Raw genomic sequence first — 19,387 nt, 5'->3', positions numbered from 1 at the left:
CTAGTGGCCGAGCTTGTCGATCTTTTCCTGCAGACGCGCCAATTCGGCCTTGAGCGCGGAGACGTCGTCGTCGCTTTCTGCCGGCTTGGTCGGAGTTGCGCCCATGCCCGCCTGCGGCTTGAATGCCGAGGTTGCCGCTTCGAACATCTCCAAATTGCGCTTGGCGATCTCGGCAAAGGGCGAATTGGCGAAGGCCCCCTCGACCGCCGATTTGAACTGTTCCTGATTGCGGCGGAAGCTGTCCATCGACGCTTCGAGATAGCTCGGCACGAAGGCCTGCATCGAATCGCCGTACATCGCGATCAGCTGGCGCAGGAAATTGACCGGCAGCATGGTCTGGCCGCGCGCTTCCTCTTCCATGATAATCTGGGTCAACACGTTATGCGTGATGTCCTCATCGGTCTTGGCGTCGACGACCTTGAAATCGCGCCCTTCGCGCGTCATCGCGGCGAGATGGTCGAGCGTGATGTAGGACGAGCTTTCGGTATTATAGAGTCGACGATTGGCGTATTTCTTGATGATCACCGGGCCATCAGTGGCCGCCTGCTTCTTCATGGGAACGCCCCTCCAATGATTTGTCGCGGCTGTACCATCAATGCATGACGCACCGCAACATGGACCGCGTCCCTTACCGTTGTTCCTCGAGATGCTGCGCGAAGAGACCGCAGCATCGCCCGAGCGCCGCGCCGCCGCCTTGGCCGGGCTGAAGGCGTATCAGCAGGCGCCGCGAGTGTCGAAAAAACGACCTGCGCCAACGCGTTTCAGGGCCGGGCGGGCAAGATTGCGCGATTATGGCGGCAGCGGGCGCAACGTGATCTTCGTGCCGTCGCTGATCAATCCGCCCTTCATTCTCGATCTTGCGCCGCAAAATTCTCTGTTGCGCTGGTGCAGCGAACACGGACTGCATCCGTATCTGCTCGATTGGGGCGAGCCGTCGCCGGCCGATCGCGCGATGGACGTGACCGCGCATGTCGAGCATATCCTGCTGCCGCTGATCGCAAGGTTCGACGAACCGCCGTTGCTGGTCGGCTATTGCCTGGGGGGCACGCTGGCGATCGGCGCCGCGGCGGCAGGCGGGGTGGCCGGGCTCGCCTTGATCGCGACGCCATGGCATTTTGTCGGCTTCGGCGGCGGGCGCTCGGCGATCGGCGAGCTGTGGCAATCCGCCAAGCCGGCCTGCGAACGGATGGGCCTGGTGCCGATGGAAGTGCTGCAAACCGGGTTCTGGCGCCTCGACCCGGCGCGCACGGTGAGCAAATATGAAGCGTTCGGGCGGATGGAACCAGGCAGCCCGGGCTGGAATGGGTTCATCGCGCTGGAGGATTGGGCGAATGCGGGCGCACCATTGCCTTATGCGGCCGGGCGGCAATTGTTCGAGGAATTTGTCGGCGGCGACCTGACCGGCAAAGGCGGCTGGGCCGTCGCGGGTCGCACGGTCGATCCGATCGCCTTGCCCTGCCCCGCGGTCGAATTCGTCTCGCTGAGCGACCGCATCGTTCCCAAGGAAAGCGCCGTCGACCTCGCCGACCGCCGCGACCTGGGTTCGGGGCATGTCGGCATGATCGTCGGCGGCCGGGCCAAAGTCCAATTGTGGGAGCCGCTGGCGGACTGGCTCAAGCGCGCCTAGATAGCGGGCAAATCCCACACGTTCATTGCTGGAGTCTCCCATGACCGACATCGTCATCACCGCCGCCAAGCGTACGCCGGTCGGCAGCTTCATGGGGGCGTTCAGCGGGACCCCGGCGCATGAGCTTGGCCGCATCGCGATCGAGGCGGCATTGGCGCAGGCGGGGGTCGCGGGCGACGACGTGTCCGAAGTCATCCTGGGCCAGGTGCTGACCGCCGCCCAAGGCCAGAACCCGGCGCGCCAGGCGTCGATGGCAGCCGGCGTGCCCAAGGAAATCCCCGCCTGGGGCGTCAATCAGGTGTGCGGATCGGGCTTGCGCACCGTGGCGCTGGCGGCGCAGGCGGTCGCGACTGGCGATGCCCGTATCGTCGTCGCCGGCGGGCAGGAATCGATGTCGCTGAGCGCGCATGCCCAGACTATCCGCGCCGGCCAGAAAATGGGGACGCTCGAACTGATCGACACGATGATCCGCGACGGCCTGACCGACGTGTTCAACGGCTATCACATGGGGATCACCGCCGAAAACCTGGCCGAGCAATATCAGATCACGCGCGAGATGCAGGACGAATTCTCGGTCCGCTCGCAGAACCTGGCCGACGCCGCGCGCTCGTCGGGTCGCTTCCGCGACGAGATCGTGCCCGTCACGATCAAGGGCCGCAAGGGCGACACGATCGTCGCCGATGACGAATATATCCGCGCCGGCGTGACGATCGACAGCGTGTCGGGTGTGCGCCCCGCGTTCAAGAAGGACGGTACGGTGACCGCGGCCAATGCCTCGGGCCTGAACGACGGCGCGGCGGCGTTGGTGGTGATGTCGGCCGACGAAGCGGCGAAGCGCGGCGCGCCCGTGCTAGCGCGGATCGCGAGCTGGGCATCGGCCGGGGTCGACCCCTCGATCATGGGCATCGGCCCGGTCCCGGCGACGCGCCGCGCGCTGGAAAAGGCCGGCTGGTCGATCGCCGATCTCGACCTGATCGAGGCCAATGAGGCGTTCGCCGCGCAGGCGCTGTCGGTCGGCAAGGAACTTGGTTGGGATCCCGACAAGGTCAACGTCAATGGCGGCGCGATCGCGATCGGCCATCCGATCGGCGCGTCGGGCGCGCGCGTGCTGACCACATTGCTGTACGAAATGGCCAAGCGCGACGCGAAGAAGGGATTGGCGACGCTGTGCATCGGCGGCGGGATGGGGATTGCGATGTGCGTCGAGCGGTAACGGCCTACTCGCTGAGTTCTAAAATTACGTAACGGGGAGCGGCGACGTAAGCTTCGCCAAGTAGCGTTGCAGATTTACCACGCCTCATTGGAAACATTGTCACTAACGAGGTGCTGAACCTTGCATGAATGAAGCCGCAAGGGTTCTATCGCTGTACCGAGGCATATAGACCTCGACAGCAAGGGGCCTAACATGAACATCCAGCGTTTTCTGGGCGCGACCGCGCTCGTTGGCGTGCTGTCCGCAATGCCGGCAGTCGCCTTTGCCAAAGCTGACAAATCCACGCCTGCGGCTACCACCGCTCCCGAAGCGGCGCCGCAGACCGACCCGCAGACCACCACCGCGACCGACGACGGCAAGCCGAACAAGGACGAGATTATCATCACGGGCTCGCGCATTGCTCGCCCGACCCTGTCGTCGCCCGTTCCGATAACGACGGTCACCGCCGAAGATCTGCTTTCCAACGGCCAGCTCAACGTCGGTGATGCACTCAACAACCTGCCGGCGCTGCGTTCGACGTTTAGCCAAGCCAACTCGACCCGCTTCATCGGAACCTCGGGCCTCAACCTGCTCGACCTTCGCGGCTTGGGCACCGCCCGCACCCTGGTGTTGGTTAACGGCCGCCGTCATGTCACGGCGTCGCCAGGTGACTATCTGGTCGACACCAATACCATTCCGGATGATTTGCTAGAGCGTGTCGACATCGTCACCGGCGGCAGCTCGGCGGTCTACGGTTCGGACGCAGTCGCCGGCGTCGTCAACTTCGTCATGAAGCGTAATTTCACCGGCATCAAAATCTCGGGCCAGGGCGGCATTTCGTCGCGGGGCGACCGTGGCGGCTACTTCGGGTCGATCGCTGCCGGTACGAATTTCGCCGGTGGCCGGGGCAACATCGCCGTCGCCGCCGAATATTCGAAGAACAATGCGCTTTACCTGACCGATCGCGACTATCTGACCGGCGCATTCAGCGGCCGCAACCAGTTCAACACCGATTCCGACACCACGCTCGATGGTACCAGCGGTTCGAACGGCATCATCGACCAGCATTTCTACAGGGGCGTTCGCAACGGCACGATCTCGGATGGCGGCGAGTTGACCGCGATCTGTCCGAGCACCGCGGCCGGCGGCCCGGCAGCTGGTAGCATCCTGGCCGGCAGGTGCCGCGCCAGCCGAGTAACCGGCGCGTCGGCAAACAACGCCGAGCGCTACATGTTCATGCCGGACGGTTCGCTGGCGCTCAGTCAGCCGACGATCGACTTCCGCGACATCACCAACGGCATCAGCTCAAATACCGTGGGCGGCCTTGGCTCGACGCTGAACAACACCGGTCAGCTCGATCCAGAGCTCGAGCGCATATCGGTCAGCCTGTTGGCGCATTTCGATGTCTCGCCGGCGTTCAAGCCGTTCGTCGAAGCCAAGTTCGTCCGCATCAACGCCAATCAGGAAGGTCAGCCGAGCTTCTTCCAGGGCTCGCTGGCCGGGTTCTTCGCGACCACCGACGACCAGTTCGCGGCAATCAAGGAACTTCGCTGCAACAATCCGTTCCTGAGCAATCAAGCGCTGCAGACGCTGCAGTCGATCGGCCGTTGCGCCAACCCGGCGACCGGCTTGCTGACGCTCAGCCGCTTCAATGTCGACTTCGGCGGCCGCGGCGAACTGCATCGTCGCGACACCTTCCGTATCGTCGGCGGCGTCGAGGGCACGTTCAATGAAGATTGGCGCTACGAAGTGGCGGTCAATTATGGGCAACTCGACACGCACATGACGTCGTTGAACAACCTTAAGTTGTTCGATCTCAACGGCAACCTTGACGGGTTCCTGCTTGCGGAAGACGCCGTGGTTGCACCGGCCGGCTTTAGCGGCAGCAACTTCGCTACCGGCGCGAACGGACAAAAGGTCATCTGCGGGATCAATGCGGGTGCGGGCGGCAACGTTCGTCCGGACTGCGTGCCGATCAACCTGTTCGGCAGCGGGGCACCGTCGGCCGCCGCATTGCGGTTCATCAACACGACCGCAACCCGCGTCGAGCGCGCTACCGAGCTCGACATCACGGCGAACCTCACCGGCGACCTTTCGCAGCTCTTCTCGTTGCCGGGCGGGCCCGTCGCGTTCAACCTCGGCGCTGAGTACCGTCGGGAAACCGCGCGTTCGGTCTACGACGCTCTGACCCAGTCGGGCGGCACCTTCCTCAACGCGATCCAGCCGTTCCTGCCGCCGGCCTTGGACGTCAAGGAGGCGTTTGCGGAAATCAACATCCCGATCCTCAAGGACCTGCCGTTTGCGCAGGAGCTGACGATCGCCGGCGCCGGCCGCGTATCGGACTACAACACGGCAACCGGCACGGTATGGACCTACAACGTGTCGGGAATCTGGGCACCGGTCAGGGATATCCGGTTCCGGGCAGGTTATTCGAAGTCGGTACGTGCGCCGACCCAAAGCGATCTGTTTTCACCATTGTCACAGAACTTCGCCTCGGTCGGCGATCCCTGTGACATCGCCAACATCAATAACGGCACTGGCGGCAGCACCAACCGCAAGGCCAATTGTGCGGCTGCTGGCGTCCCGGTCGGGTTCGTCAACACCCCGGCGCGTACCCAGACGCTCAGCTATCTGGACGGCGGTAACTCGCAGCTGACGGCCGAGACGTCGAACAGCTGGACCTACGGCGCGGTGATCACCCCACGCTTCGCGCCCGGCCTCGTGCTGACGTTCGACTATTATAATATCAACGTGAAGAGCCTGATCGCGTCGTTGAGCCTGCAGACAATCCTCAACCAATGCTACGACGCGTCATCGCTGAACAACCAATATTGCGCGCTGCTCAATCCGCGTAACTCAACCACCCACGAATTCGCGACGCCCTATGTCGGCTCGTCGGGTCCGGTTAACTTCGCGCGGCAACAGACTCGCGGTTTGGACGCTGACTTGTCATATACCCGCACCGTTCTGGGCGGTCGTTTGTCGCTTCGCGGTATCGGAACCTACGTGTTCGAGAAGACCAACTATCTCGATCCGGTCAACCCGAACAAGCCAGACCGTCAGTTGAGCGAACTGGGCGATCCGCAGTTCGAGGCGCAGGCGTCTGTCGCTTACGAGACCCAGGGTGGGTTTAGCCTGCGCTACCAGGCACGGTATATCGGCAAGATGACGATCGGCACCTACGAGGCACAGCATTCGTTCAACGGCAGCCCTCCGCAGAACGCCGATCTCACTAGCGAGGTCTGGTACCCGGCGACATGGTATCACAACGTCCGCCTGGGCGCGACGATCAGCAAGAAGTATGAGTTCTATGCTGGCGTCGACAATTTGTTCGATACCAAGCCGCCGTTCTTGCTGACCGGCACTGGAGCTGGCAGCTCGATCTACGATAACGTGGGTCGCTTCTTCTACGCAGGCTTCAAGCTCAAGTTCCGCTAAGCAGGCGAAGGCAAATAAAAAGGGGCCGTCTCGCAAGAGGCGGCCCTTATTTTTTGGGGATTGCGAACCCGCCGCGGGCAGCGTCAGTTCGAACGCGACCGGTCAACCCATCCGATCGAACCGGCGCCCCAGCCCCGTCAGCAGTTCATATTGCGACATGCCTGATTCCGCCGCGGCGCGCGGCAGGTCGAAGTCGATCGTCAGCCAGTCGCCCTCGCCGACATCATGCCCTGTCACATCTATCGCGATCAGGTCCATCGACACACGGCCGAGTAGCGGCAGCACCGCAGAACCGATCAGCGCAGAACCGCGCCCCGAAAAGCCCCTGAAATAGCCGTCGGCATAGCCATAGTTGAGGATCGCGACTTCGGTATCCGCAGGCGCCTCCCAGGTCGCGTTGTAGCCGACCGCTTCGCCCGCCCGCACGGTGCGTCGCTGGAGCACCTGCGCCTCTGGCCGGGCGACCTGAATGATGGCACCGCCAAGCTCCGGCCGCGGAACGCCGCCGTACAGCGCCAGGCCCGGACGGGTGAGGTCAAAGGTATAATTGGCGCCGAGCGCGATCCCCGCCGAATTGGCGAGGCTCAGGCGCTGTGCCGTGACCCCATCGGCCATCGAGATGAACCGGCCGCGCTGGTCGCCGCTCTGCGGCCCGTCCTCGTCGGCCGAGGCGAGATGGCTCATCAGCGTGTCGATCTCGAGTCCCTCGACCGCGCCGGCGGCGAGGTCGTCCTCGCCGAGCCCCAGCCGGTTCATCCCGGTGTCCAGCATGACATGGCACATGCCGCCACCGGCTTCGCGCCAACGTGCCGCCTGCTTCACGGTGTTGAGAACGGGCGTCGCGATGCCCGACAGCGCCAGTTCCATGTCCTCGTCGCGCACGCCGTGGAAGACCGACAGGCTGGGCAACCCCAGCGTCGCCAGCGCAGCGGCCTCGGCCCAGGTGGCGACAAAGAAGTCGCGACATCCGACCGCTGCCAGCCTCTCCGCAACCCAGCCGGCGCCGAGCCCATAACCATCGGCTTTGATCGCCGCGCCGCACGCAGCGGACCCACTCAGCCGCGCAAGCGCGCGCCAATTGGCGACCAGGGCGTCGGCATCGCGACGCAAACGAAGGGGAGCTGCGACCATGCGCCGCTGCCTAGCGGCAGGGCGGCGGTGACGCTACCCTGAGTGCCGCCCGCAAGACCGAACTCACAGGAGCCGCCGTTACTCGGCCAGCTTATCGCCTTTCCATTTGAGGCCCCAGAGCGACACCAGCAGCGCCATCAGCACCACAGCCCAAGTATACCACAGCCCGGCATAGGGATCGCCGGTCTTGGCGACGATATATTGGCTGATGAACGGCAGGAAGCCGCCGAAATAGCCGGTGCCGATATGATAGGGGATCGACATCGAACTGTAGCGGATGCGCGCCGGAAACATCTCGGCGAGCAAGGCCGCTACCGGCCCATACGTGGCGCCGGCCAATGCCCCCATCACCAGCATGGCGAAGATGATCACTGCGATCCCAATCGCCGTCGGCCGCACCTTGTCGAGCTTGTACCCATTGGCGGCGAGCGCCGCATCGAGCCCGGCCGGGCTGGTGTCGGACACCGCGTCTCCCCCGATGATCACCGCGATCGCGGGGGTGGTGTCCTTGGTATAGGCGATCCCCTTTTTGGAGAAATAGTCGAGCAGCTGGCCGCATTCGTCGACCTGCTTCGCGGCGAACGGATCATAGCTGCAATGCGGCCCCGACACGATGACGGGCGCGCGCTTCGCGGCATGCGCGAGATCCGGATTGGCGGCGCTGCCGATCACCCAGAAGATCGGGAAGAGCAGGGCCAGGGTCACCGCATAGCCGATCACGATCGGCGCCTTGCGCCCGACGCGATCGGACATCCGGCCGAAATAGATGAACCAGAACAATCCCGCGCCGCCGGCGACGCCGACGATCAGCTGTGCGGTGGTTTCCTCGACCCGCATCGTCGTCGTCAGGAAAGACAAAGTCGAGAACAACGCGGTGTACCAGATCACCGTCAGCCCAGCGGCGACGCCGAACAAGGCGACGAACAGCCGCTTAAGATTGCCGGGATAAGTGAAGCTGGAAACGATCGGATTCTTGACCGTCTCCCCCGCTTCCTTGATCGCCCGGAACACCGGGCTTTCGCTGAGCTTGAGCCGCATCCACAGCGACACCGCGAGCAACACCAGCGAGAACAGGAACGGGAACCGCCATGCCCAGGCCGCCCAGTCCGCCTCGCTCACCGCGAGCTTGGTCAGCAGCACGACCGCCAGGCTGAGGATGAAACCACCGGCGACGCAGGCCTGGATGAAGCTGGTGTAGAAACCCGATTTACCGGGCGGAGAATGCTCCGCGACATAGATCGCCGCCCCGCCATATTCGCCGCCCAGCGCCAGGCCCTGCGCGACGCGCAGCAGGATGATGATACCGGGCGCCCATAGGCCGATCTGCGCGGCCGGCGGGACCAGCCCGACGCCGGCGGTGGCGATGCCCATCAATGTGATAGTGACGAGGAACGTATATTTTCGGCCCAATTTGTCGCCGAGATAGCCGAACAGCACCGCGCCCAGCGGACGGAAACCGAAGCCGACCGCGAACCCCGCCCAGGCGAGCAGCGTCTGGACCATCTCGTTCCCCGCCGGGAAGAACGCCGCGCCGATGATCTTGGCGAGCGTGCCGTAGATGAAGAAATCATACCACTCGAATGCGGTGCCGAGCGACGAGGCGGCGATGACCAGCCGGATATCGGATGGGCTGGGATCCGGCCGCAACTCTTCCGCCATTACCGTCGCCATCGATCAATCCCCTGTTTGCCGCCGGTTTAGCGTGTCATGTGGCGGCGGCAAGCATGATGCTTGGCCGCGATGCTTGACGTTATCGGTGCGCGGGCGTAACGGGCCCGGCCTCGGGTGGCGAGTCCGCCCGATATGTGAGGACAACGCATGTTTGGACGCAAGATCATAACGGGGCTCCGCTCCGTCCGCGTCCCGCGCCAGCCCTAGCGCAAGCCCTTGCGCGCCGGCCCGCGGGCATCGGGCGCGCCGATCTCCACAACCACTGAACGAGTTGCCGCAGGCGTGCACCTTTGCACGCGTGCGGCACGAAGGAGATGTCATGGGCGAGTTGCGCCTGGTGGCGACGCTGTTGCGCCACCTGATCGATACTTACAGAGGGTCCGTCACGGTCGCCCGCGCGCTGACCGAATGGGCCGAAACCAATGCGACCTGGCTGGCCGGTGCACCCGTGGAGGGTGTGGCGACCGATCTCGCATGGCTGGAAAACGCCGCCGCACGGGCGATCGCAGCACCTGACGAGACAGACTCGTTGGTCGATCTCGCTACGGCGCTTGGCGATCTGCTCGCGCTCGACGCGTTTGACCGGCGGTTGCTGACACTGGCGCTGATGTTCGAGCGGCGCCCGCGCGCCAATGCGCTGGCGCGAGCGATGGCGCGCGCGCAGGTCGACATGGCGATGGCGCTTGGCACCCTCGCCGGTGCCACCACCGCGTCCGCGGCGCGCGCCAGCCTGGTGATGCGACTGGGCTTGTTCGAATTCAGCCGCGAACATCTCGAGGCGCCGCGGATCGAGACGACCTGGCGATTCGACCGGCTGCTCGACCGCGGCATCACTGACGGCGAGGAGATCGTCGCCGCGATGGTCGGCGCACGCCAGCGCGGGACGCTGCCGCTCGACGCCTTCCCTCAAGCGCGCGCGTGCAGCGACCTGCTCGTTGGCTTGCTGCGCGGCGCGGCGGCGACGCGGACGCCCGGAGTCAACATCCTGATCCACGGGCCGCCCGGCACCGGCAAGACCGAGTTCGCGCGCAGCCTCGCCGAAGCGGCAGGAGCGGCGTTGTTCGCGGTTGGCGAGCACGATTTCGATGGCGAGGAACCGAGCCGGTTCGACCGGATCGGCTCGCTCAATCTCGGCCAGCGGGCATTCGCCGCGCGCGGCAATACCGTGCTGCTGTTCGACGAGTTCGAGGATTTGATTGGCGATGCCTCGCCGAGCAACGGCGACTTCATGCGCGGACGGCAGGGGTCCAAAGTGTTCGTCAATCGGATGCTGGAAACCAACCAGCTGCCGGTGATTTGGACCAGCAACGCGATCGGCAATGTCGACCCCGCGATCCTGCGACGGATGAGCTTCGTGCTGCATATGAAGCAGCCGTCGGCACGCGCGGCGCGGCAGGTGCTGGCGCGGATCGCGGCGGAGGAGGGCGTGGCGGTGCCGCCGGCGTTCGACGCTTTGGTGTCGCGCGCGCCAGAGGCAGCGAGCATCGCGCGCGTCGCGATCCGATCGGCCAAACTGGGGGGCGGCGATGCGGTGGCGACGGCCGAATCTTTGGTCACGGCGCTGTCCGGGCCGTTGCGCCCGGTCGAAGGCACGGCGCGGTTCGACCCCGCCTTGGTCGAAGCGGATATCGACGTCGCCGCGTTGCTCGATCGCGTCACCCGCACCGAGGCGCCGCGCGACTTCTCATTGCTGCTGACCGGGCCGCCGGGCACCGGCAAGACCGCGCTGGCGCATCACTTGGCCGAGCGGCTCGACCGGCCGCTGATCGTCAAGCGCGCGTCGGACTTGTTGTCCAAATGGGTCGGCGGGACCGAGGCGAACATCGCCGATGCGTTCGCCGAAGCGCGAGAGGACGAGGCGGTGTTGCTATTCGACGAGATCGACTCGATCCTCGCCGATCGCGGCAATGCACAGGCGAGTTGGGAAGTCAGCCAGGTCAACGAATTGCTGACCTGGTTCGAGCGGCACCCCCTGCCGTTCGTCGCGGCGACCAACCACGCGGCAAAGCTCGACCCGGCGGCGATGCGGCGGTTCGTGTTCAAGCTCGAACTGCGCGCGCTGTCGCCGGTGCGGGCGGCGCAGGCGTTCGAGCGGCAGTTCGGGGTCGCGGCACCGCGCTCGCTGGCGCGGCTCCACGGCGTGACGCCGGGCGACCTCGCGGTGGTAGCACGCGGCCTGCGCTTCGCCGAGGCCCGACCCGAGCCCGAGGCGCTGGTCGGGCTGATCGCGAAGGAAGTGGCGTCGCGGCCGGAAGGTGGTGGACGGATTGGGTTCTAAAACCGTGTTCCTGCAAAAGCAGGAACACGGCGCTATTGGTTCACGGCTTGCGCGTCGCGACGTTGTTCGACCGGTCGCGATCGGGCAGCTTATGGTCCGGGTCGAGCTCGGCCCTCACGACCGTGCCGCGCGGCACCGCGACGTCGGTTGCTGCCTGGCGAATCCACGTCTCTGCTGGCAACGCGACGTCGCTCGTCCGCCCGTCTGCATAAGTCATGCGCAACGTCACCGGCATGACCAGCTTATCACGCGACACGACGCGGACCAATGGCGTGCCGTCTTTGGCTGTCGAGATAGTGTCGACCGCCAAATCCATCTGCCAATTGTTCGCGTACCAGCCGCGCCACCACCAGGACAAATCCTCGCCGCTTTCGCTCTCCATCGCGCGGAAGAAATCGGCGGGCTTGGGATGCTTGAACGCCCAGGCGGCGATGAAGCGGCGGAAGGCGGCATCGAAGCGCTGTGGGCCTAGAATCTGTTCACGCAGCAGCACCAGTCCAAGCGCCGATTTGAAGTACGTCACCGGGTGGCGGTATTTGTTCAGGATCGTGTCCGACCGCGACAGGATCGGCGGGGCGTCGGGATCGGCCAAAATCGGAAGGATTTCGTCGACCGGGTTGCCGCCGCCCGGCGCATATTCGCTGTCGCGCTTGGGGGCATATTCGCCGCGGTTGAACTCGTCCGATTCGTACGTGTCGATGAAGGTATTGAAGCCTTCGTCCATCCAGGCGTTGCGGCGCTCGTCGAAGCCGACGATCATCGGGAACCAGCTGTGCCCGATCTCGTGCGCGCTGATCCAGAACAGCTCCTTGCCCTTGTCCTCGACACCGTCGAACACGATGCCGGGATATTCCATCCCCGATGCGGGACCGGCGATGTTGATCGCGGCGGGCCAAGGATAGGGGTACCATTTGGCCGAATACCGCTCGACCGCGTCCTTCATATATTCGGTCGAGCGCGCCCATCGGTCGGGGCCGGCCGATTCCGCCGGATAGAAGGACATGGCGAGCGAGCTCTTGCCGCCGGGCAGGTTGATCCGCGCCGCATCCCAGGCGAAGGCCGACGAAGCGCTGAAGGCGACGTCGCGGCTATTGTCCATGTGGAAATGCCAGGTCAGCGGGCCGACCTTGGGCCGCGTGGTTGGGTCGCCGATCCGGTCGGGTTCGCGGATCATCACCGTGCGGTCGCTACGCCGCGCCGCCGCCAGCCGCGCTTGCTGTTGCGGGGTGAGCACGTCCTGCGGATTCAGCAGCTCGCCCGATCCGGCGACGATCATGTCCGACGGGACGGTGATGAAATAGTCGAAATTGCCGTATTCGAGGTAGAATTCCTGCGCGAGATAGGGCGCCGGGTCCCAGCCGCGCAGGTCGTCGAACACCGCCATGCGCGGGTACCATTGCGCAACCGAATAGATCGGCGCGCCGTTCTTCGCGGTCAGCCAGCCGGTGCGCCCGCCGAACGCGTCATTGGGCACTTCATAGTGATAGCGGATATGGATCACCGCCTTGCCGCCGGATGCGAGTGGGGTCGGCAGTCGAAGCTGCGCGCGGGTGTCGCTGATCACCGGGTCGACCGCCACCGCGGCCTTGCCGAGCGTCACCGTCACCTGGTCGAGCGTCATCCCGTCGGTGTTGCCGCGCGGCGCGCCGCCCTGCGCCAGGCTGCCGCGCGATCCGGGACGGTAGATATTCTGCTCGAGTTGCAGCCACAGCACGTCGAGCGCGCTCGGGCTGGCATTGGTATAAGTGATCGCGACCTCACCCTTGATCGTGTGCGCGGCGGGGTCGAGCGTCGCGCGGATCACGTAATCGGCGCGGTTCTGCCAGTAATCGGGGCCGGGCATGCCGTCGCCGCCACGATAGCGATTGACCGCTTGCTCCATATCGAACGGCGCGAAGGTCTCGCGCGGTTGGTAGCTCGAGCTGCTGGCTGCGGTCGTCGCGGCAACGATCAGGGCGGAACCGATGAGGCGAGCGAGCCGGCTAAACATGGAGGGAGAATCCTGGGCCTGGGAGGGGTGCGCCCTTCCGCCACAATGGCGGGCGGTTGTCCAGCCAGCCAGAGCTGAATAGACCCTCACCCTTCCCACCGCCTTCGGCGGCGGGCCCCTTCCCTCTCCCGCATGCGGGAGAGGGAGGGAGGCGCGAAGCGCCGGAAGGATGAGGGTCTGTTTCTAGGCGTCTGCTGCAGCTAAAATCTGAATCACCTCAACCGCATCAGGCCGGCCCGGCAGAGACACCGCCTCCCCCTCCTCTGCCCCGATCAACGCCCGCGCCAGCGGCGCCGAAAACGCGATCAGCCCTGCCGCCGGATCGGCCTCATCATCGCCAACGATCCGGATAACCCGCTCGCCGCCATCCACCGCGATCCGCACCCGCGACCCGAAGGCGATCTCGTCCGCCGGCGGCACAGGCGCGACGATGGCGGTAACGCGGCGAGTGTGCCAGTAGCGCAAGTCGCGCGCGATCTCCTCGCGGCGCGCCTCATCCGCTTCCGCCTGCTCGGCTTCGAGCGCGGCGATACGTCCGTCGATCAGCGCCGGTCCGCCTTCGGTGACCAGATTCGGCCCGGCCGGAATCGGCAGCTCGAACCGCGGTTCCTTATGCTCCTCGTCGCTCTCGCGGCGGAACGCGACGCTCATTGCCGGTCCTTGCCGAGCAAGCGGATGATCGCCGAGAAATCGAGCCCGCCATTCCCGGCATCGTTGAACGCTTGATAGAGCTCCGCCGCTTTAGCCCCCATCGGCGTATCGGCATCGACCGACGCCGCTGCTTCCATCGCCAGCCGCAAGTCCTTGAGCATCAGCGCGGTCGCGAAGCCGCCCTGATAGTCGCGGTCAGCCGGCGTTTCCGGGCCGACACCGGGCCAGGGCGCATAGCTCGTCAGCGACCAGCTCTGGCCCGAACTCACGCTGGCGATGTCGAAGAATTTCTGCGGATCGAGACCAAGCTTGTCCGCCAGCACGAACGCTTCGCAGGTCGCGATCATCTCGGCGCCGAGCACCATGTTGTTGCAGATCTTGGCCGCCTGTCCGGCACCCGACGCGCCGGCATGGATCACCGCCTTGCCCATGTCGGCGAGAAACGGCTGGGCGCGATCGAACGCCTCTGCCGAGCCGCCGACCATGAAGGTCAAGGTGCCCGCATTGGCCGCCGCGATCCCGCCCGACACCGGCGCGTCGACCGCGGCATAGCCCTTGGCCTGCGCCGCCTCGCCGACGCGCTTGGCGGTCGCGACGTCGATCGTCGAGCAATCCATCAGGATCGCGTTGAGTGGCGCCTTGCCCAGGATCGACTCGTCATAGACGCTTTCGACATGCTTGCCCGCGGGCAGCATCGTCACCACCGCCTCGGCACCGTCGACCGCTTCGGCTGCGTTCGCGGCGGGCAGGCAGCCGGCAGCCTTGGCCTTGTCGAGCGCCTCGGCCGACAGATCGAAGGCGCGGACGTCGTGCCCCTTCTTCGCCAGATTCGCGGCCATCCCGCCGCCCATATTGCCCAGCCCGATGAATGCGACGCGTGCCATGTTCTTCTCTCCGTCGCCCCGGCGAAGGCCGGGGCCGCTATGTTTCGGGGGGACAGACCGCCTACGGCCCCGGCCTTCGCCGGGGCGACGGCTTACTTCCCCACCCATTTCCCCGGCCGCTTCTCGACGAACGCGGCCATGCCTTCCTTCTGGTCTTCCGTCCCGAACAGCCCATGGAACAGGCGGCGTTCGAACTGCACCCCCTGCATCAGCGTGGTCTCGAATGCGGCGTTGACCATTTCCTTGTTGGCGAGCACCGCCAGCGGCGCCATGCCGGAGATCGTCGCCGCGGTCTTGACCGCTTCCTCGACCAGATCGGCGGCGGGAATGATCCGCGACACCAAACCGGCGCGCTCGGCTTCCTCGGCGTCCATGAAGCGGCCGGTCAGGCACATCTCCATCGCCTTGGCCTTGCCGACCGCGCGGGTCAGGCGCTGCGATCCGCCCATGCCGGGCGCGACCGCCAGCTTGATCTCGGGCTGCCCGAACTTGGCAGTGTCGGCGGCCAGGATGAAGTCGCACATCATCGCCAGCTCGCAGCCGCCGCCGAGCGCGAAACCCGCGACCGCGGCGATCACCGGCTTGCGGGTGCGAGTGAACTGCTCCCACCCCGCGAAATAATTGTCGCCGTACATGTCGCCGAACGATTGCGGCTGCATCTCCTTGATATCGGCGCCCGCGGCGAACGCTTTTTCGCTGCCGGTCAGCACCGCGCAACCCTGCGACGGGTCGGCGTCGAACGCCTGCAACGCGGCGACCAGCTCGCGGAGCACCTGATTGTTGAGCGCGTTGAGCGCCTGCGGCCGATTGAGCGTGATCAGCGTGACGCCGCCCTCGCGCTGGTCGACCAGGATGGTTTCGTAATCAGCCATTCAATTCCTCCAATCGTCATCCCAGCGAAAGCTGGGCTGACGGACAAATTCACGCCGGCGTCCAAGCCTCTGCCGCCGGCAATGGTGCGAAAATCGCGTCGATCAGCTCGTCGGTGACGCCTTCGGGGGTGTCGGGGTCCCAGACCGGCGCATTGTCCTTGTCGACGATCACCGCGCGGACGCCTTCGAGGAAATCGTGGCGTACGACGACGCGGGCGCCGACGGCATATTCCTGGACCATCTCGGCGGCGAAATCGACCATCTGCCGCCCTTCCTTGAGCAAGCGCAGCGACACTTTCATCGTCTGCGGCGACTTGGTCCTGAGCGTCGCCAGCGTTGCCGCGCCCCAGGCGCCGCCTTCGCTCTCCAGCACCGCGTAGATGTCTTCCAGCCGATCGGACTCGAACAGGCGATTGATCTCCTCTTCCTGCGCGACGATCTTCGCCTCGGGCACGGGACCTCCCAGGTCGACGAGAATCTCCTCGATCTCGGTCGGCGCCGCCGCGATCCGCACCTTGGCCTCATCGAGCGTATCGCTGGTCAGATAGTCGCTCGCCAGCCCGAGATTGAGGCACTCAGCCCCGTCGAGCCGATGCCCGGTCAGCGCGAGATACTGGCCGACGCGGCCCGGCAAGCGCGACAGATACCAGCCGCCGCCGACATCAGGAAACAGGCCGATCCCGGTCTCGGGCATGGCAAGCCGGGTATTCTCCGTCGCGACGCGATAACGCGCGGGTTGCGAGATACCGACGCCACCACCCATCGTAATGCCATCCATGAACGCCACCACCGGCTTCTCATAGGTGAACAGCCGATGGTTCATGCGGTATTCGGTGAAGAAGAATTCGCGCGCCTCGACGCCGTCCCTGGCGCCGCTTTCCGCGAGCATGCGGATATCGCCGCCGGCGCAGAACCCGCGACCCTCTGCATGGTCGATCATCACCGCCTCTACCGCGGGGTCGTGGCGCCACGCCGCCAGCGCGTCGAGTATGGCCGCGCACATCGCGGTGTTGAGCGCATGGATCGCCTTGGGCCGGTTGAGCCGGACCCGGCCGACCTTGCCCTCGATGAAGGTGAGGACGTCGTCGGTCATCCCAAATCCTCCCCGTTTACGGGGAGGGCGCTGGGGCTTTGGTTCGCCCCCGGCGAACCAAGATCGTGTCCGGGGGACACGATCTCGCCCCAACGCAAGGCGCGAAGCGGCTTGGTGGAGGGGGTGGGCCACGAGCGATGTAGGTGGGGAGATCCCCCTCCACCACTCGCTGCGCGAGCGGTCCCCCTCCCCATGAATGGGGAGGAACTAGCGAGCCCCCTCATTGCCGCGTCAGATCCCGGCCGACGATCATCCGCATCACCTGATTGGTCCCCTCCAGGATCGAATGGACCCTGAGGTCGCGCCAGAAGCGCTCGATCGGATAGTCCATCAGATAGCCGTAACCGCCATGCAGCTGGAGCGCGCGGTCGACGATCGAGCTGCCATTGTCGGTCGCCAGCCGCTTCGCCATCGCCGAGAAGCGCGATTTGTCGGGCGCGTTGGCGGTCACCTTGGCCGCCGCCAGATAGAGCAAAGCCCGCGCCGCCTCGAGGTCGGTGGCCATGTCGGCAAGCATGAATTGCGTGTTCTGAAAATCGGCGACCGGCGTGCCGAATTGCTGGCGTTCCTTTGTGTAGTTGATCGATTCGTCGAGGCAGCGTTGCGCGCCGCCGAGCGAGCAGGCGCCGATATTGAGCCGGCCGCCATCCAGCCCGGCCATCGCGAAGCGGAAGCCGTCGCCTTCGGCGCCGACGCGATTCTCGACCGGTACGCGGCAATCCTCGAAGATCACTTGCGCGGTCGGCGAGGCGTTCCAGCCGAGCTTCCTTTCGGGCGCACCGAACGACAAACCAGGCGTGTCCTTCTCGACCACCAGACAGGAAATGCCCTTCGACTTCTCCTCACCGGTGCGGACCATGCAGACATAGATGTCGTTATAGCCGGCACCCGAGATGAACTGCTTGGTGCCGTTCAAGACATAATGGTCGCCGTCGCGCTTCGCGCTGGTCTTGAGCGCCGCCGCGTCCGATCCCGAACCCGGCTCGGTCAGGCAGTAGCTGGCGATCTTGTCCATGCTGACGAGATCGGGAAGGAAGCGGTCCTTGATCGCCTGATCGCCGAAACGGTCGATCATCCACGTCGCCATATTGTGGATCGAGATATAGGCGCTGGTCGCCGGGCAGCCATAGGCCATCGCTTCCATGATCAGCGCCGCCTCGAGCCGGCCGAGCCCAATCCCGCCTGATTCCTCGGCGACATAGATCGCCCCGAAGCCGAGCTCGCCCGCCGCTTTCCAGACGTCGACCGGATAATGCCGCTTCTCGTCCCATTCGGCCGCGAATGGCGTGATGCGGTCGGCAGTGAACTTGCGCGCCAGATCCTGGATCTCGCGCTGGTCGTCGGTCAGGTCGAACTGGTTGGTCATGCGGAAAGTCTCGTCTGGACGGTGTGGAGAGGGCCATAGACCCGCGGTCGGGGCGAAGCCATAACGCGTGAGCAATGACGCGGATGCTGCTCATCGATACCGCGCTGCGCCTGTTGTCGGCAGGCCAGCTGATGCTGATCGCATTGGTGATCGGCCGCGGACGCGCGCCGCGCCCGATCCGCTGGGCAACCGTGCTGCTGCTGCTGTGCGTCGCGGCCTATCTGGCCGACGTCGCGCCGGTGATCGACGTGCGCAGCATGCGGATCTGGCCGGTCGTCCAGCTCGGTGCGCAGAGCTCGCCGCTCGCTTTGTGGGTATTCGCTCACCTGATCTTCGAACGCCGCATCGACCGGCGGTTGCTGGCGATCGCTACCGCGGTCACGCTCGCCTGCTGGATCAATTTCCTCGTGGCGGTGTACTGGACGCATCGCATGCCGGTGACCGCCGACGTGACACAGCATGCCTTGTCCTTCGCGCTCTGCGTCCACGCCATCTGGATCGCAATCACCGAACGCGGCGACGATCTGATCGAGCGACGCCGCGCGTTCCGCACCGGTTTCGTGATCGTGGTCGGGTTGCAGACGCTCGCGGTCGTCGTGGTCGAGACCATCGTCGGCTACGCCACCATCCCCTGGCTGATGCTGCTGCAATCGGGCAGCACCCTGATCGCGGTGCTGGCGTTCGGCGCGGTGCTGCTGTCGAGCAATGCCGATCTGCTGTTCGATGCCGACGCCCCAGCGCCGCCGCAGCCGAGCCTGGCGCCCGCCGACAATGTCCTCAAGCAGAAGCTCGACGCGGCAATGGCCGGCCATGTCTATCGCGAGCCCGGGCTGACCATCGGTGTGCTGGCCGGAAAGCTCGCTGTGCCCGAGCATCGCCTGCGCGCGCTGATCAATCAGCGGCTGGGCTATCGCAACTTTTCGGACTTCCTCAATTCGCATCGCATCGCCGATGCCCAGGCGTGGCTCAGCGACCCCGCCAAGGTCGCACTGCCAGTGCTCACCATCGCGATGGACCTGGGCTATGGTAGCCTGGCGCCGTTCAACCGCGCGTTCCGCGACACCACCGGCCAGACCCCGACCGACTGGCGCCGCGCGGCGCTGGGCGGTTTCGAAAATAGCTGATCGATTCCGGAATCGATCGGCTTTTTCCGGCGGTGCCGCGACCGCCCGCACCCGATCGGCCAGACAGCCC

The 19,387-nt window shown here is 65.3% G+C and carries 14 protein-coding genes; 5 read left to right on the top strand and 9 right to left on the bottom strand.

The window, feature by feature from the left end:
- Complete coding sequence (phaR, locus tag AC1DRD_RS01925) at window positions 1-555, bottom strand: polyhydroxyalkanoate synthesis repressor PhaR (RefSeq protein WP_478039915.1); 555 nt, start codon at window positions 553-555, stop codon at window positions 1-3.
- Window positions 556-595: 40 nt separating this feature from the next.
- Between phaR and AC1DRD_RS01920 the strand changes: the two genes are divergently transcribed.
- The 3 genes from AC1DRD_RS01920 (at window position 596) to AC1DRD_RS01910 (ending at window position 6,257) form a co-directional block, all read left to right on the top strand.
- On the top strand, window positions 596-1,627 hold the full coding sequence (locus AC1DRD_RS01920) for an alpha/beta hydrolase (RefSeq protein ID WP_478039913.1): 1,032 nt from the start codon (window positions 596-598) through the stop codon (window positions 1,625-1,627).
- A 40-nt stretch (window positions 1,628-1,667) separates the two neighbouring features.
- Entirely contained in the window at window positions 1,668-2,840 is a 1,173-nt protein-coding gene (locus AC1DRD_RS01915) for an acetyl-CoA C-acetyltransferase (protein ID WP_478027682.1), read from the top strand.
- A gap of 192 nt (window positions 2,841-3,032) precedes the next feature.
- Window positions 3,033-6,257, top strand: coding sequence for a TonB-dependent receptor domain-containing protein (locus tag AC1DRD_RS01910; RefSeq protein ID WP_478039911.1), 3,225 nt, complete (start codon window positions 3,033-3,035; stop codon window positions 6,255-6,257).
- Between the two features lie 102 nt (window positions 6,258-6,359).
- Here AC1DRD_RS01910 and AC1DRD_RS01905 read toward each other — a convergent pair whose 3' ends face one another.
- Entirely contained in the window at window positions 6,360-7,388 is a 1,029-nt protein-coding gene (locus AC1DRD_RS01905; protein ID WP_478039909.1) for an alanine racemase, read from the bottom strand.
- Window positions 7,389-7,466: 78 nt separating this feature from the next.
- Window positions 7,467-9,059 carry an MFS transporter gene (locus tag AC1DRD_RS01900; RefSeq protein WP_478027679.1) on the bottom strand — a complete coding sequence of 531 codons (1,593 nt, stop codon included), beginning with the start codon at window positions 9,057-9,059 and terminating at the stop codon, window positions 7,467-7,469.
- Between the two features lie 319 nt (window positions 9,060-9,378).
- Here AC1DRD_RS01900 and AC1DRD_RS01895 point away from each other — a divergent pair, with 319 nt between their 5' ends.
- A complete protein-coding gene (locus AC1DRD_RS01895) occupies window positions 9,379-11,337 on the top strand; it encodes an AAA family ATPase (RefSeq protein WP_478039907.1) in 1,959 nt (652 codons plus the stop codon).
- A 40-nt stretch (window positions 11,338-11,377) separates the two neighbouring features.
- Here the strand turns inward: AC1DRD_RS01895 and AC1DRD_RS01890 are convergent, their stop codons facing one another.
- The 6 genes from AC1DRD_RS01890 to AC1DRD_RS01865 all read right to left on the bottom strand — a co-directional run bounded on the left by AC1DRD_RS01890 (window position 11,378) and on the right by AC1DRD_RS01865 (window position 18,193).
- Window positions 11,378-13,327, bottom strand: coding sequence for a M1 family metallopeptidase (locus AC1DRD_RS01890; protein WP_478039906.1), 1,950 nt, complete (start codon window positions 13,325-13,327; stop codon window positions 11,378-11,380).
- Window positions 13,328-13,510: 183 nt separating this feature from the next.
- Window positions 13,511-13,978: a GreA/GreB family elongation factor gene (locus AC1DRD_RS01885; RefSeq protein WP_478039904.1), complete on the bottom strand. Its 468-nt coding sequence runs from the start codon at window positions 13,976-13,978 to the stop codon at window positions 13,511-13,513.
- A complete protein-coding gene (gene mmsB, locus AC1DRD_RS01880; RefSeq protein ID WP_478039902.1) occupies window positions 13,975-14,862 on the bottom strand; it encodes a 3-hydroxyisobutyrate dehydrogenase in 888 nt (295 codons plus the stop codon). Before mmsB ends, AC1DRD_RS01885 begins: the two co-directional genes overlap by 4 nt.
- A gap of 92 nt (window positions 14,863-14,954) precedes the next feature.
- Window positions 14,955-15,734 carry an enoyl-CoA hydratase gene (locus AC1DRD_RS01875; protein WP_478039901.1) on the bottom strand — a complete coding sequence of 260 codons (780 nt, stop codon included), beginning with the start codon at window positions 15,732-15,734 and terminating at the stop codon, window positions 14,955-14,957.
- A 49-nt stretch (window positions 15,735-15,783) separates the two neighbouring features.
- Complete coding sequence (locus AC1DRD_RS01870; protein WP_478039900.1) at window positions 15,784-16,827, bottom strand: enoyl-CoA hydratase/isomerase family protein; 1,044 nt, start codon at window positions 16,825-16,827, stop codon at window positions 15,784-15,786.
- Window positions 16,828-17,047: 220 nt separating this feature from the next.
- Complete coding sequence (locus tag AC1DRD_RS01865) at window positions 17,048-18,193, bottom strand: acyl-CoA dehydrogenase family protein (RefSeq protein WP_478027672.1); 1,146 nt, start codon at window positions 18,191-18,193, stop codon at window positions 17,048-17,050.
- A 74-nt stretch (window positions 18,194-18,267) separates the two neighbouring features.
- On the opposite strand from AC1DRD_RS01865, the gene AC1DRD_RS01860 reads away from it, so the two are divergent.
- The gene (locus AC1DRD_RS01860; protein ID WP_478039898.1) at window positions 18,268-19,317 is read left to right on the top strand and encodes an AraC family transcriptional regulator; all 1,050 of its coding nucleotides are present in this window, start codon (window positions 18,268-18,270) and stop codon (window positions 19,315-19,317) included.
- The last annotated feature ends 70 nt before the right edge of the window (window positions 19,318-19,387 follow it).

Source organism: Sphingomonas sp. P4_G2 (assembly GCF_056401155.1).
Note: the sequence above shows the minus strand (reverse complement) of the source record. Positions and strands in the feature narration are given on the sequence as shown.